At 71.4% G+C, this 14,836-nt stretch carries 8 protein-coding genes; 1 reads left to right on the top strand and 7 read right to left on the bottom strand.

What is annotated here, in order from left to right; all coding sequences use genetic code 11:
* Nucleotides 1–153: 153 nt before the first annotated feature.
* From ACQEXA_RS17190 to ACQEXA_RS17205, 4 genes are all read right to left on the bottom strand, one after another.
* Nucleotides 154–2,127 carry an ATP-dependent DNA helicase gene (locus ACQEXA_RS17190; RefSeq protein ID WP_432933496.1) on the bottom strand — a complete coding sequence of 658 codons (1,974 nt, stop codon included), beginning with the start codon at nucleotides 2,125–2,127 and terminating at the stop codon, nucleotides 154–156.
* Between the two features lie 381 nt (nucleotides 2,128–2,508).
* A complete protein-coding gene (locus tag ACQEXA_RS17195; RefSeq protein ID WP_432933494.1) occupies nucleotides 2,509–3,408 on the bottom strand; it encodes a GNAT family N-acetyltransferase in 900 nt (299 codons plus the stop codon).
* Nucleotides 3,409–3,447: 39 nt separating this feature from the next.
* The gene (locus ACQEXA_RS17200; RefSeq protein ID WP_432933493.1) at nucleotides 3,448–5,412 is read right to left on the bottom strand and encodes an IucA/IucC family protein; all 1,965 of its coding nucleotides are present in this window, start codon (nucleotides 5,410–5,412) and stop codon (nucleotides 3,448–3,450) included.
* A gap of 204 nt (nucleotides 5,413–5,616) precedes the next feature.
* A complete protein-coding gene (locus tag ACQEXA_RS17205) occupies nucleotides 5,617–7,008 on the bottom strand; it encodes a diaminobutyrate--2-oxoglutarate transaminase family protein (protein WP_432939615.1) in 1,392 nt (463 codons plus the stop codon).
* Nucleotides 7,009–7,477: 469 nt separating this feature from the next.
* Here ACQEXA_RS17205 and ACQEXA_RS17210 point away from each other — a divergent pair, with 469 nt between their 5' ends.
* Nucleotides 7,478–8,710, top strand: coding sequence for a trypsin-like serine peptidase (locus ACQEXA_RS17210; protein WP_433130524.1), 1,233 nt, complete (start codon nucleotides 7,478–7,480; stop codon nucleotides 8,708–8,710).
* Nucleotides 8,711–8,898: 188 nt separating this feature from the next.
* Here the strand turns inward: ACQEXA_RS17210 and hflX are convergent, their stop codons facing one another.
* The 3 genes from hflX to ACQEXA_RS17225 form a co-directional block, all read right to left on the bottom strand.
* Complete coding sequence (gene hflX, locus ACQEXA_RS17215) at nucleotides 8,899–10,389, bottom strand: GTPase HflX (protein ID WP_432933489.1); 1,491 nt, start codon at nucleotides 10,387–10,389, stop codon at nucleotides 8,899–8,901.
* 179 nt (nucleotides 10,390–10,568) lie between these two features.
* Nucleotides 10,569–12,062: a M1 family metallopeptidase gene (locus ACQEXA_RS17220; protein WP_433130526.1), complete on the bottom strand. Its 1,494-nt coding sequence runs from the start codon at nucleotides 12,060–12,062 to the stop codon at nucleotides 10,569–10,571.
* Nucleotides 12,063–12,170: 108 nt separating this feature from the next.
* A complete protein-coding gene (locus ACQEXA_RS17225; RefSeq protein WP_432933485.1) occupies nucleotides 12,171–14,366 on the bottom strand; it encodes a RelA/SpoT family protein in 2,196 nt (731 codons plus the stop codon).
* Nucleotides 14,367–14,836: the final 470 nt, after the last annotated feature.

The raw sequence follows: 14,836 nt of genomic DNA on the forward strand, positions 1-14,836 counted from the left end.
GCACCGCGCCCGCCCTCGATCCGGGTCCCGGGACCCCTGCGCCGGTTCCGGGGCCCATGCTGTCCTCAGCCGTGGCACACCAGGTCACTACGCTGTCCCCCGGCCGCGGCCGGGGGACAGCGTAGTGACCTGCACAAACGCGGGCCCACCCGGCTACCCGTCCTGCGCCCTCGCCGCCGCGTCGATCGCCGCCAGGGACCTCCGCACCTGATTACGGTCCGTGGTGTACCAGAAGCCGGGCAGCGACGCCTTCAGATAGTTTCCGTAGCGGGCCGTAGCCAGCCGCTGGTCCAGCACGGCGACCACACCGCGGTCCTCTGACGCCCGCACCAGCCGCCCCGCGCCCTGTGCCATCAGCAGCGCGGCGTGTGTCGCGGCCACGGCCATGAAGCCATTGCCCCCGGCGTCCTCGACGGCCTTCTGCCGGGCGCTCATCAGCGGGTCGTCGGGGCGTGGGAAGGGGATCTTGTCCATGACGACAAGCTGGCAGCTGGGACCCGGGACGTCGACACCCTGCCAGAGCGAGAGCGTGCCGAACAGACAGGTCTTCGGGTCGGCGGCGAAGTTCTTGATCAACTCCCCGAGCGTCTCCTCGCCCTGCAGGAGGATCGGGAACTCGGGGATGCGGGTGCGCAGCTCCTCGGCGGCGAGCTGGGCGCCCCGCATCGACGAGAACAGGCCCAGAGTGCGGCCGCCGGCCGCCTGGATCAGCTCCGTCAGCTCCTCCAGCATGTCCGCGCGATCGCCGTCGCGTGCGGGGCGCGACAGATGCTTCGCGACGTACAGGATGCCCTGCTTCGGATAGTCGAAGGGCGAGCCGACGTCCACGCCCTTCCACTGGGGCAGATCGTCTCCCTCTGTGCCCTCGGGGGCGAGACCGAGGGATGCCCCGACGCCGTTGAAGTCGCCACCCAGCTTCAGCGTCGCCGAGGTCAGGGTCACCGAACGGTCCGCGAAGAGCTTCTCCCGCAGGAGCCCCGACACGGACATCGGGGCGACGCGCAACGTCGCGCCGAAGCGGTCGTGGCGCTCGTACCAGACGACGTCCCACTCGGAGCCGTTGGTGATCCGCTCCGCCACATCGTGCACGCCTTCCACGGAGGCAAGCGCCTGCTTGCGGACCGCGTCCTCGTCCTGAACCGACTTGTCGCGAGTCGTCCCGAGCGCGGAGATCACCGTACGGGCGGCGTCCCGCAGCGCCATGAGGGCGTAGCCGAGGTCCTCCGGGATCTCCTCGAGGCGGCCGGGCAGGGCAAGCTCCATCAGCCGCTCGAAGCCCTCGGCGGCGGTCTGGAGCTGGTCGGCGGCCCTTTCGTTGACCAGCTTGGCGGCGCGCCGCACGGCGCGGTTGACCTGGCCGGGGGTGAGTTCGCCGGTGGCCACGCCCGTCACCCGGGAGACCAGCTCGTGGGCCTCGTCGACGATCAGGACCTCGTGCTGCGGGAGGACCGGGGCGCCCTCGATGGCATCGATCGCGAGCAGCGCGTGGTTCGTGACGACGACCTCGGCGAGTTTGGCGCGCTCGCGGGCCAGCTCGGCGAAGCACTCGGCGCCGTACGCGCACTTCGAGGCGCCCAGGCACTCCCGGGACGACACCGACACCTGGGCCCAGGCGCGGTCCGAGACGCCCGGGGTGAGGTCGTCGCGGTCGCCGCTCTCCGTCTCCTGGGACCAGTCGCGCAGCCGCAACAGGTCCTGGCCCAGCTTGCTCGAGGGCGCGGCGGCCTCGAACTGGTCGAAGAGGCCGTCCTCCTCGTCCTGCGGCATGCCCTCGTGCAGGCGGTGCAGGCACACGTAGTTCGACCGGCCCTTGAGCATCGCGAACTCGGGGCGGCGGCGCAGCAGCGGGTGCAGCGCCTCGACCGTGCGCGGCAGGTCCCGCTCGACCAGCTGACGCTGCAGCGCCAAGGTGGCGGTCGCCACGACGACGGGCTCCCCGTGGGCGAGCGCGGGCACCAGATAGCCCAGGGACTTTCCGGTACCGGTGCCGGCCTGGACCAGCAGGTGGGATCCGTCGTCGATGGCCTCCGCGACGGCTTGGGCCATGGTCACCTGGCCGGGGCGCTCCGTGCCGCCGACAGCTGTGACGGCTGCATGCAGGAGTTCGGGGAGTGAGGGCTTCGTCATAGCGCGACCACCCTACGACCCGCCACCGACAATCGGGCTCTCAAGCCCACAGCGCACGGGAGGCTCACGCGGGGCGCGCGGGGTTCGGAACGCATTCCGGTGCGGTGGGCGGGTGCGATGCGGCCGGTGGACACGGCAGGGAACTCCTGGATTGAGGACGGCGGTCCCCCTCGGATGAGGGACAGGCGGTCACCCTTCGGCTGGGGGACCGAGGGCAGGCGGTCACCCCTCGGCTCATAGCGCTGAGGGCCAGCGGCCATCCCTCGGCCGGGGATGCCGAGGACGGGTGGACGCCCTCGCGGCTGGGGACGCCGGAAACCAGCCGTCACCCCTCGGCTGAGGATCCGCAGTCGACCGGGAACCCGGGCCGGACGCGGTTCGTTACGGAGAGTGATGAGGCTGTAGCAGAGGCCGCAGCGCCCGGTCCCGGACCATCAGGGCGGCCCGCTTGTCGGGCAGGTCGACCTCGGCCGAGAACCGGAAACCGGCGTTCAGGAAAGCGGCGACGGAAGGGGTGTTGCGGATGTCGGGTTCGGCGATGACACGTGCACAGGCGGCACGCCGTTCGAGTACGAGGTCGGCGACGGCGCGCAGCAGAGTGGAGCCGAGGCCGCGCCCACGGTCGGCGACACCGCCGATAAGGAGGTGCAGACCGGTGTCATGGGGCCGGGCCGGGTAGTAGCGGGCCAGGGGATCCAGATCCGCGCGGTAGATCTCCCAGTAGCTCATGGGTGTCCCGTCCAGCACGCCCAGACAGGGGACGCTGCGTCCGTCACCCACGAGTTGGGCGCGCAGGTGCCGCTCGGTCACCGTCGCGTCTCCTGCCAGGTCCCAGAAGACCGCCACGGCGGGGTCGTTCATCCAACGGGCGATCAGGGCGAGGTCGCGCTCGGGGCGGACGGGGACGAGGTGGAAGACGCCCACGGAGGTGGCGACCTCGCCCCAGTCCGAGACGTGGTCAAGGAGGTCGTCGTCCTGCGGGGTGCTAAGACGCGTGACGGATAAGTCAGATACGGCAGGGGCGGCCGGCACAGGGGGCGCTTCGGTCGACTCGGTGGCAGTGGTGGGACCGGCCGCCCTGCTCGGTCCCGCCTCCTCGTCCGCGCAGAGCGCCGTGAACTGGTCGGGAAGCCGGAGGTCGAGGGTGTCCTCGCAGTCCGGGCCCGCCGGGCCGGAATCCGGAGCCGGACGGGTTTCGGCAGCCGGTCCGGAGCCCCGCTCGGTGTCGGGCTCCGGGGCGGAGGCGGTGCCGGCGCCGCTGCTCATATCGATGGGAGACACGGCGAGGCTCCTCTCAGGAGACGGGATGGGTCACGTTCCTCAGGAATGCAGGGGGTTGGTGATGGTGACGTAGACGGACTGGCTGTCCACCGGGCCGACGAGTTCGTCCAGGCCGTGCAGCCGGGTAAGCAGATTGGCCTTGCAGCGCAGGACGGGTGATTCGAGCAGGCGGGCGGGCAAGGGGGTGCGCAGCCGGTCGGGCCCGGTGGCGGCCTCGGCGAGGAAGCGGCGGAAGGCGGCGAGCAGCACCCGTTCGTCGGCGAGCCGCTGCGAGCCGAACGCGCCGATGAGGCCGAGCACGTTGTTGATGCCGAGGTAGTAGGCGAAGCGTTCGTCGGTCACCTCGTCGGAGACGAACGTGTCGCTGTGCTCGCCGATGCCGGGCAGCCGTGCGTCGAGTTCGGCGCGGCGGGACTCCCGGAAGTAGTAGCCCTGGTTGTCACGGTAGCGGCCGCCCGCGGGCCAGCCCTCCGGGTCCAGCAGGACCACGGTGTTCTGCTGGTGTGCCTCCAGGGCGACACCGGCCTCGCCGTCCAGCCACAGCACGGGGCGCACCACTCGTTCGAGGTAGCGCAGGAACCACTCGGTGGCGACGGCGCCGCGCGAGCGGCCGGTGCGCCCGCCGAGGCGGGTGACGGTCTCGGCGAGCCGCGAGCGCAGGACGGGGTGCCGCTGCCCCGCCGCCTGGGCGCGGGGCTTCGGCGAGACGAGACCGGCGACACAGGAGACGTCGTCCGTGGGACCGAACGGGTTGTGGCGGATGACCACGTCCAGCCCGGGCACCGGGGTGCCGTCCGTGTCGTCGACGGCGATCCAGGCCGGGTCGCGCACGATGTCGAAACCGGGGTGCACGGACCGCCACTGCTTGCCCAGGCCGCCGCGTAGCAGACGGTGCACTTCAACGCCGCGGTGGAGTTCCTTGCGGAGGTTCTCACGGCGGGAGTTGGTGATGCGCAAGCCCAGCGAGAGCTTGAGCATCGCCGGGGCGCCCGAGCGGTGGACCGTGCGGATGGATGAGGTGGGATGCCAGGGGCCGCCGTGCGGACCGAGGTCTCGGAGCAGTCCGGCGTCCAGCAGCGCCGCTGCCTCGGGGCGGAGCCGGATCTCATGCGCCTGCCAGGGGTGCAGTGGCAGCGGGGTGAATCCGTCGGGTAGTGGGAGCCCGGCGCCGGCGAGCCACTGGGCCAGTCGGCCGGCGGGCACGGGGCGGCCGCGTTTGGTCCATGCCGAGTCGGCCGCGAGTACCGGCGGCGCGACGGCCAGCCAGTGCAGACGGAAGGAGCCGCGCAGTTCCGGCGAGTAGAGCCGTGCCTCCGCGTCGGAGAGTCCCTCGCGGCTCTTGGCCGTCGGATGCCACGGGTGCCCGAGCACCAGCGCCTGCTCTGCGGAGAGAAAGAGGTCCGCTCCGTCAACGGGGCGCTCGGGGCGCGCCGCGACGAAGGCCGTCGTGTGGCGTACGGAGTCGGCGACGCGCGCCACCAGATCGGCGACATGCCCGGGAGCGGAGCCGGACAAGGGAGCCGGTCCGGTCTCACGTGCCAGCAGGGTGGCCACCGTCAGCGCGTCCGCGGGCGGGGCCGTCTCGGGTGCGCCGGCCAGGTACGGCGGGCCGAACCGGTGCCAGCCGGTCGGGGACCAGTAGGAGACCGGGACGAGGAGGGCAGTACCGCTGGTGGGGAGCGGGATACGCAGAGTGCCGTCGACGGGAGCGGAGAGGTCGTGCTCGCGGACCCAGCAGCGCAGCAGGTTCTCCACGGTCGCGGCGTGGGCCGCCGTGTGCGGATCGGGGTGTTCCAGCAGGTCGGTGCTGGCGCCGCGCCTCTCGTCGGCCTCCGGTGACGCGGTTCCCTGCGCGGGCACCGTGTGAAACCCGGGGGCGGTGGCCTGCATGCTGCCGAACTCCCGCTCGAGGCCGGACTCTCCCCCGGAGCCGGCCCTCCGCGTGGGACCGGCCTCTCTCTCGGGGCTCCGGAAACCGCCGTGGGGGATCGGGGTGGCGTTCAAGGTCGTTCCTCGTGAGATGTCCAGCTCGTGCGGCGAGGGCCGAGCGGTACGGGCGTGCGGGCGGGTGCGGTGCCTTGGACCTATCTGAGGGCCTCGGGCTGGAGTCGGAAGGCACGGGCGAGGGCGAGATGAGAGTGAAGGGCGAGTGACTCCTCGGCTGTGGTGTCGCAGTGGTGTCGGTTCGCGCAGCAGGAGATGCGCGGCTCAGGGGATGACAGGCCCCCGGGCCACGGCTGCCACGGCGTCCGCCAGCCGGTCCAGGACCGCGCTCGTCTGCTCGTCGCTGATGGTGAGCGGTGGCAGCAGCCGGACGACGCTCGCATGGCGGCCGCCCAGTTCCACGATCAGGCCGCGCCGCAGGCACTCCTGCTGGACGGCGGCGGCCAGAGCGGGCGCGGCAGGACGCGGTCCTGAGCCCCCGGGATCGTCGGTCGGGGACAGCGGGAGTGCCGGTGCGGGTGCGCTCTCGCGGTCCACCAGCTCGAGGCCGATCATCAGACCGCGGCCACGCACATCACCGATGCACGGGAACTCCGTGGCCAGGGAGCGCAGTTCGGCCAGCATGCGGGTGCCGAGCGCGGCGGCGCGTTCGGCGAGGCCGTTCTCACGGACGTATCGGAGGGTCGCGGTGCCGGCGGCCATGGCGAGCTGGTTGCCGCGGAACGTGCCGGCGTGGGCGCCGGGACGCCAGACGTCCAGATCGTCGCGGTAGACGACGACGGCGAGTGGCAGACTGCCGCCGATCGCCTTGGAGAGGACCATCACATCGGGGATCACCCCGCTGTGCTCGACCGCCCAGAAGCGTCCCGTGCGGCCCACACCGGTCTGCACCTCGTCCGCGATCAGCGGGATCGACCGGGTCTCGGTGATCTGGCGCATGCGGCGCATCCAGGCGTCGGGCGCGGGGTTGACGCCGCCCTCCCCCTGAACCGGTTCGAGGATCATCCCGGCCGGCAGTGTCACGCCTGACTTGTCGTCGTCGAGGAGGGACTCGGTCCAGCGGGCGGCGAGTTCGGCACCGCGATCGCCGCCGATACCGAAGGGGCAGCGGTAGTCCTGCGGGAACGGCAGGCGGGTCACCCGGACGTCGGTCGCGCCGCCGGACGCCTGCAGTGCCCCGGCGGTCATCCCGTGATAGGCGCCGGTGAAGGCGAGGAGCCCGCTCCGGCCGGTGGCCGCGCGTACCAGCTTGAGCGCGGCCTCCACGGCGTCGGTCCCGGCCGGACCGCAGAACTGCACACGCGCGCGGTCGGCGAAGCCGGGGGGCAGGGTGCCGAACAGCTCGGTGGTGAAAGCGTCCTTGACGGGCGTGGCCAGGTCCAGGACGTGCAGCGGCGCACCGGAGTCGAGGACGTTGCGGATCGCCTCCAGAACCACCGGGTGGTTGTGCCCGAGGGCCAGCGTGCCCGCGCCGGAGAGGCAGTCGAGGTAGCGGCGGCCGTCCGCGCCCTCGATCGTGAGTCCGCGCGCCCGCACGGGCACGATCGGGAGGGCGCGCGCATAGGTGCGAGCAGCCGATTCGCGCGCCGACTGGCGTCGCAGAATGCCCTCGTGCGCGGCGCGCACCGCTCCGGTCCCGCGCGTCGTCTCGCGCACGGAACACTCCGCCTCGGCTACCCCGCACTCCTCCGGTTCGCCCTCCACCGGCACCAACGCAGTCTCCGTCACGGTCACGACGACAGTTCCTCCCGCTGTCCAGAGGGAATGGGGGTGAGCGTTTGAGCGCGGTCGGCAGTTCCCCCCGTACATACCAACGACGTGAACGGCCTGTGGAAGCGGTCGGGGGCGAAATTCATACCGCTGATCCCCTGAACGGCCGTGCGAGGCGGGCGCTTCGCACCAGCCGTCACCCGGGTCCCGATGCCGGACCCGTCCTGTGCGACGGAGGTGCGCCGATGATCGCGGCCGTGACGGAACCGTTGCCGTTCCGCGGGAAGTCCCGCACAGCGAGCGCATAGTGTCGTGTGTCGTTCAGTGACATCGGATGATCATCCAAGATGTCCCGCCGTCCCACGGCGGTGCGCCGATCCTGTCAGACGGGTTCATTCCAGGGGGAGTTCAGACCATGCGATCCATACGCCCACTCTTCGCCGCCCGCCGGGAAAGGAGCGTTCGTCGCACCACCTTCCCCGTTCTGGCCGCAGTCGGCCTGGCCACGGCACTGGCGCTGACCGCGACCGCGTGCGACTCGAGTGGAGACGCCAAGGCGGGCGGTGAGGCGAGCGCGTCCGTCTCCGCCTCCGCGCCGGGCGACGGCAAGATCAAGATCCCGGACGACATCAAGCGGAAGCTCAGGGAACACGGGATCGACATCGACAAGTGGAAGAACGGCGCCTGGAAGAACTGGGACAAGGACGACTGGCTGCGCGAGGCCGACGAGTTCGTCAACCCGATCATCCAGGGGCTGTGGAACCCGGACCGGATGCGCAAGGCCAACGACCCGGACAAGGGTGTCGACGCCAACGACCTCTCGGGCGACCAGGGCGTAACCGACCCGACCCCGGCGCCGGTGCAGGCACAGGCGGTGCGGCCCGCCTATCACGACAGCGCGCCCACGGCGGGCAAGGTGTTCTTCGACTCGCCCGAGGGCACGATGGTCTGCTCGGCGACGGTGGTCGAGGACCCGGCCCATCCCGGCAAGTCCAACCTCGTGTGGACCGCGGGCCACTGTGTGCACGCGGGCCGCAAGGGCGGCTGGTACCGCAACATCGCGTTCGTGCCGGCGTACAACAACGCGGGCAGGACGGAAGCCGAACTGCAGAGCGCGACGCGGGAGCAGATCGCCCCGTACGGCGTCTGGTGGGGTGACTGGGCGCAGACCTCGGACCAGTGGATCGAGCGGGGCGACGAGACCGGTGGCCAGGGCGCGCCGTACGACTTCGCCGTGATCCATGTGACCCCGGAGCAGGGCAACGGCGGCAAGTCCCTGGAGGAGACGGTCGGTTCGGCCCTCCCGGTGAACTTCAACGCGCCGGCCGTACCGAAGGTCGACAGCATCACGGCGACCGGCTACCCGGCCGCGGCGCCGTTCGACGGCCAGAAGCTGTACCAGTGCCAGGACAAGCCGGGCCGGCTGTCGATCGTGCGGACGGATCCGACGATGTACCGCATCGGCTGCACCATGACGGGCGGTTCGTCCGGCGGCGGCTGGGTGGAAAGGGGCAGCGACGGCAAGCCGGCGCTGGTGTCCAACACCTCGATCGGCCCGGTGACCTCCGGCTGGCTGGCGGGCCCGCGCCTGGGGGACGTGGCCAAGGGCATCTACACGTCGGTCAGCAAGAAGTTCGCGAACCAGTGACAGCCTGATCGCAACGCACAAGGCCCGCTCCCTTGGACAGGGAGCGGGCCTTTCGTGCAGATGGATCACCCTGACGCACCGGTCCGGCGGGACTCGGGCAGTCGCCGTCGCCGACCACGTCGTGCCTAGGACCGGCGGGACCGCCGCCGGTCACGTCCTAACGGGGACCGGCAACGGTCCGTCGTGGCTCAGAGCGCCGAAGCCGGAGCGTACGGGGCGAGCTCCGCGGCCAGTTCCTCGTGCACCCGTACCTTGAGCAGGGTGCCCTCCGGGGTGTGCTCCTCGGAGATCACCTCGCCCTCGGAGTGGGCGCGTGCGACCAGACGGCCGTGCGTGTAGGGCACGAGCGCCTCGATCTCGACCGACGGCCTGGGCAACTCGTTGTCGATGAGCGCGAGCAGGTCCGCGATGCCCCTGCCCGTGCGCGCCGAGACCGCGATGGCGCGCTTCTCCGTCCGCAGCAGCCGCTGGAGCACCAGCGGATCGGCCGCGTCCGCCTTGTTGATGACGACGATCTCGGGAACGTCGGTCGCGCCGACGTCCCGGATCACCTCACGCACGGCGGCCAGCTGCTCCTCGGGGACCGGGTGGGAGCCGTCCACCACGTGCAGGATCAGGTCGGAGTCACCGACCTCCTCCATGGTGGAGCGGAACGCCTCGACCAGGTGGTGGGGCAGATGCCGCACGAAACCGACGGTGTCGGCCAGCGTGTACAGCCGCCCGCTCGGGGTCTCGGCCCGGCGCACGGTCGGGTCCAGGGTCGCGAACAGTGCGTTCTCGACCAGGACGCCCGCGCCCGTGAGGCGGTTGAGCAGGGAGGACTTGCCGGCGTTGGTGTAACCCGCGATGGCGACCGACGGCACCTTGTGGCGCCGGCGCTCCTGGCGCTTGATCTCGCGGCCGGTCTTCATCTCCGCGATCTCCCGGCGCATCTTCGCCATCTTCTCGCGGATCCGCCGCCGGTCCGTCTCGATCTTGGTCTCACCGGGACCACGGGTCGCCAGGCCGCCGCTGCCGCCGCCCATCTGCCGGGACAGCGACTGACCCCAGCCTCGGAGCCTCGGCAGCATGTACTGCATCTGTGCGAGCGCGACCTGCGCCTTGCCCTCTCGGGACTTCGCGTGCTGGGCGAAGATGTCCAGGATCAGGGCCGTGCGGTCGATGACCTTGACCTTGACGACGTCCTCGAGGTGGATCAGCTGGCCCGGGCTGAGCTCACCGTCGCAGATGACGGTGTCGGCGCCCGTGTCGATCACGATGTCCCGCAGCTCCTGGGCCTTGCCGGAGCCGATGTACGTGGCGGCGTCGGGCTTGTCGCGGCGCTGGATCACACCGTCCAGCACCAGCGCGCCCGCGGTCTCCGCGAGGGCCGCCAGCTCGGCGAGCGAGTTCTCCGTGTCCTGCACGGTCCCCGAGGTCCACACGCCGACGAGCACGACGCGCTCGAGGCGCAGCTGCCGGTACTCGACCTCGGTGACGTCCTCGAGCTCGGTGGACAGGCCCGCCACGCGGCGCAGCGCCGCGCGCTCGGAGCGGTCGAACTGGTCGCCGTCCCGCTCTCCGTCGAACTCGTGGCTCCAGGCGACGTCCTCTTCCATCAGGGCATCGGCCCGAAGACCTTCGGGGTAGGCGTGCGCGAAGCGCTGGGTGTCCTGGGAAGGGGAAGAAGAGGAGGTCATTGGGTCCTTACGTCGTTGGGGATACCGCTTGCGGCGGCGGAGCCGGCCGCTTGGGCCGCGCACCTCGCCACCCTGCACAACGCTCGAGCGGACCGGGACATTCCCGGCCGCCCGCGCCCTGGGGGCCGCGCCGCCGACCCGACGATGGTCGCACGGCGCGGCCCGCCCCGTCATCCGACTTACCGCGTGCTCGCGGAGGGCTGCACCGGGTCGCTCTTCCAGTCCGGGTGCCCCGGCATCGGCGGGGTCTTCTCGTCGTGGAGCCAGCCCTGGAAGAACGCACCGAGGTCGCGTCCGGCGACGTCGGACGCCAGGCGTTCGAAGTCGGCCGTGGTGGCCGTACGGTCCCGGTGCACGGCCACCCAGAGCCGCTCCAGACGCTCGAACGCGGAGCGTCCGATCTCCTGACCCAGCGCGTACAGGACGAGCGCGGCGCCGTCGTAGACGTTCGGGCGGAAGATGCTGATCTTCTTGCCCGGATTCGGGGGTCTGGGGGCGGCCGGCGGTCCTCCGACGGCGCGCCAGGTGTCGGAGAGGGTGTACGCCGCCTTCATACGGGTCTCCAGGGCCTTGCCCGCGGTCTCCTCCGCGTACAGGGCCTCGTACCAGGTGGCGTGCCCTTCGTTCAGCCACAGGTCGGACCAGGTGCGCGGGCTGACGCTGTCCCCGAACCACTGGTGGGACAGTTCGTGCACCATGATCGACTCGACGTACCACTTGGGGTACGCGGGCTCGGTGAAGATGTTCTTCTCGAAGAGGGAGAGCGTCTGTGTCTCCAGTTCGAAGCCGGTCTGGGCCTGGGCGATCAGCAGGCCGTACGTCTCGAAGGGATAGGGGCCGAGCTTCTCCTCCAGCCAGGCGATCTGGTCGGGGGTCTTCGCCAGCCACGGTTCGAGGACCTTCGCGTCGGCGGCGGGTACGACGTCGCGGACGGGCAGTCCGTTCGGTCCCCTGCGGTGCAGCACGGCGGTGTGGCCGACGGACACCTGGGCCAGTTCGGTCGCCATGGGGTGGAGGGTGCGGTAGGTCCAGGTGGTGGCTCCGCCCCTGCGCTGCCTGCCCAGCGGCACACCGTTGGCCACGGCCGTGTAGCCGTCGGGTGCGGTCACGTGGAAGGTGAAGACCGCCTTGTCGGAGGGGTGGTCGTTGCACGGGAAGACCAGGTGGGCGGCGTCGGCCTGGTTAGCCATGGCGAGCCCGTCGTCGGTCCGCACCCATCCGCCGTCCTGGCCGTCCGGGGACACCGGGTTGCTCGTGTGACGCACGGTGATCCGCAGCACGCTGCCTCTGGGGAGCGGGATCTCCGGTGTGATCATCAGGTCGTCCCCGGCGCCGGTGAAGACCGCGGGAGCGCCATTGACCTCGACGGACTGCACCGTGCCGCGTGCGAAGTCGAGGTTGACGCGATCCAGGCGCTCGGTGGCGCGCGCCCGGATCGTGGTGACGGCGCTGAGGGGCTTGCTGTTGCTGCCGGGGTAGGTGAAGGCGAGGTCGTACGAGAGCACATCGTAGCCAGGGTTGCCGAGCGTCGGGAACAGTCGGTCGCCGAGGCCGAGCGGTGCGGCGGGCGGGGAAGCGCCGGCGGCGACGAGACAGCCGGAAACGGCGGAGACCAGCAGGGCAGTTCTGGCGCGGCGGGCACGGGGGATCACGGAGCGGAGGCTGAGCGGCATGGACCACGGCTACCAGCGCGCACCGCTCGCGAGGTGACGGCGCGCGCCGGGCCCACCCGAACGGTTCAGCCCGGGCCGTCCCGCGCGTTGGACCCGCAGGTCGGAAGGCTAGTGGGCGGCCGCGGGGTGCTGCGCGCGGCTCACGTCGAAGACGCCGGGCACGTTGCGCATCGCTCGCATCAGGGCCGGCAGGTGTGCTGCGTCCGGGAGTTGGAGTGTGTATGTGTGGCGCACGCGCTGCTGGCTGGGCGGTTCGACGGTGGCGGAGACAATCCCCGCGCCCTCCAGGGCGATTGCTTCGGTGAGGTCCGCGAGGAGGTGCGGGCGCACAAAGGACTCGGCGACGAGCGTGACCCGGCAGTGTGTGGTGTCGCCCCAGCGCACACCGACCTCCGCGCGCCCGGCGCTCTTCATGCGCGCCACTCCGGCGCATTCGATGCGATGGACCGTCACCACACCCCCGCGGACGGCGAATCCGGTGACCTCGTCGGGCGGCACCGGTGTACAGCAGCCCGCCATGCGGACGGAGGCGCCGGGCAGGTCGACAACGGCGTTGGCAGTGCGTGCGCCCGGCGCGTCCGGGGTGGGGCCCGCGGGCGGCGCAGGCGGGCGGGTGGCGGTCAGGTGCGCGGTGCCGCGCACCGTGGCGCCGACCGTCGAGGCCTCGGCGCCGTGCCGCGCGTCGCCCGGTTCCGACGCGCCGTCGGTCGTGTCGCCCAAGGCCGGACGGGCCGCGAGCCGACGCTGGATGGCGATCCTCGCGACGGGCGTGTACGCGTGCTCCAGCCACTCCTCGGAGGGTTCCGATGCCGGGTCCTGGCCCATCAGGAGCTGAACGGTGTCGCCGTCCTTGAGGACCGTGCTCAGGGTCGCCAGCCGGCCGTTGACCCGGGCCCCGATACAGGCGTGCGCGTCCTCGCCGTACTGAGCGTACGCGGCGTCCACGCAACTCGCGCCCTCCGGGAGCCCCAGTGCGCCGCCGTCGGCGCGGAACACGGTGATCTCCCGGTCCTGTGCGAGGTCCTCGCGCAGCGTCGACCAGAAGGTGTCGGTGTCGGGGGCCGCCTCCTGCCAGTCCAGGAGCCTGGAGAGCCAGCCGGGGCGGGTCGGGTCGGCGCGCTCGCCGTCGGCCGGGTCGTCGGAGGACGGAGCGTAGGGGTTGCCGAGCGCGATGACGCCGGACTCGGCGACCTTGTGCATCTGGTGCGTGCGGATGAGGACTTCGGCGACCTCGCCGTCCTCGCGGGCGACCGCGGTGTGCAGCGACTGGTACAGGTTGAACTTCGGGACGGCGATGAAGTCCTTGAACTCCGAGACCACCGGGGTCATGCAGGTGTGCAGTTCACCGAGGACGCCGTAGCAGTCGGCGTCCTCGTTCACCAGCACCAGCAGGCGGCCGAAGTCGGCGCCGCGCAGTCTGCCCCGCTTGCGGGAGATGCGGTGGACGGAGACGAAGTGTCTGGGTCTGATCAGGACTTCCGACTGGATTCCGGCCTCACGCAGGACGGTCCGCACCTGCTCGGTCATCGCGGCGAGGGGGTCGTCGCCGTGCGCCGCGTTCTCGGCGATCAGTTCCCTCGTGTGCTCGTACTCCTCGGGATGCAGGATCCCGAAGACGAGGTCTTCCAGTTCGGTCTTGAGCGCCTGGACGCCGAGGCGTTCAGCCAGCGGGATGAGGACGTCGCGGGTGACCTTGGCGATGCGTTCCTGCTTCTCGGGGCGCATGACCCCGAGGGTGCGCATGTTGTGCAGCCGGTCGGCCAGTTTGATCGACATCACCCGGACGTCGTTGCCGGTGGCGACGAGCATCTTGCGGAAGGTCTCGGGTTCGGCGGCGGCCCCGTAGTCGACCTTCTCCAGCTTGGTCACGCCGTCCACCAGATAGCGCACCTCTTCGCCGAACCCTTCGCCCACCTGATCGAGAGTCACGTCCGTGTCCTCGACCGTGTCGTGCAGCAGGGAGGCGGTCAAGGTGGTGGTCTCGGCACCGAGTTCGGCAAGGATCAGAGTGACGGCGAGGGGGTGCGTGATATACGGCTCGCCACTCTTGCGCATCTGGCCCCGGTGCGAGGACTCCGCCAACAAGTAGGCGCGCCGCAGGGGTTCCAGGTCGGCGTCCGAGTGGTGGGCGCGGTGCGCCTCCGCGACATGGCCGATGGCGTCAGGCAGCCGGTCGCGGGCCGCGGTGCCGAGCAGTGCGGCCCGCCCCAGTCGGCGCAGGTCGATCCGGGGGCGGCTCTTCCTGCGGTGCTCCCCTGGCGTCGCGGGGACGGGGCTGGCAGGGTTCGTGGCCTCCGCACTCATTGGGCACCTCCGGCTGCGTGGACCGGCGGACGGGTGCCGCATGGCGTACGCGGCGCGGGGGATGGCAACGGTCCCCCGCCCGGGCCGGTGCTTGATGCTACCGAGCCCATCACGCCCGGCCGACCGGCTCTCGCCGAGCGTGAAACGGATCACCCATTCGAGCGAAGGCCGGAGGGTTTACGGTTTTGCGCCACGGGCACGAGCGCCGACCGTCGATTCGATCGTTCCCGGTGGCGCCGGGCCGCGGATAGGAGCGTTCAGAAGCCCTCCGGGCTGCCCTACGGAACGGCGCGGCCGTGCCGCCGACCGCGCCTTCCGGCCAATCGGCGGAACGCGGCGTCACCGTCCACGTGCCACACCGTGCTTCGGCGCGCCGCCGGTTCGCCCCAGAGAAGTCGCTGGACGGCTCGCGTTCGCCATCCGCGACGATCTCCCGGCCGGCCGTCGGGCGGCGGTGGACGGCACGCCGT

Source organism: Streptomyces sp. CA-106110 (assembly GCF_050936285.1).
Taxonomy (GTDB): Bacteria; Actinomycetota; Actinomycetes; order Streptomycetales; family Streptomycetaceae; genus Streptomyces.

Excerpts from the sequence above, each read along its gene's own strand:
- ACQEXA_RS17190 (WP_432933496.1), bottom strand. The coding sequence starts at position 2,127 with ATGACGAAGCCCTCACTCCCCGAACTCCTGCATGCAGCCGTCACAGCT.
- ACQEXA_RS17210 (WP_433130524.1), top strand. The coding sequence starts at position 7,478 with ATGCGATCCATACGCCCACTCTTCGCCGCCCGCCGGGAAAGGAGCGTT.
- hflX (WP_432933489.1), bottom strand. The coding sequence starts at position 10,389 with ATGACCTCCTCTTCTTCCCCTTCCCAGGACACCCAGCGCTTCGCGCAC.
- ACQEXA_RS17220 (WP_433130526.1), bottom strand. The coding sequence starts at position 12,062 with ATGCCGCTCAGCCTCCGCTCCGTGATCCCCCGTGCCCGCCGCGCCAGA.
- ACQEXA_RS17225 (WP_432933485.1), bottom strand. The coding sequence starts at position 14,366 with ATGAGTGCGGAGGCCACGAACCCTGCCAGCCCCGTCCCCGCGACGCCA.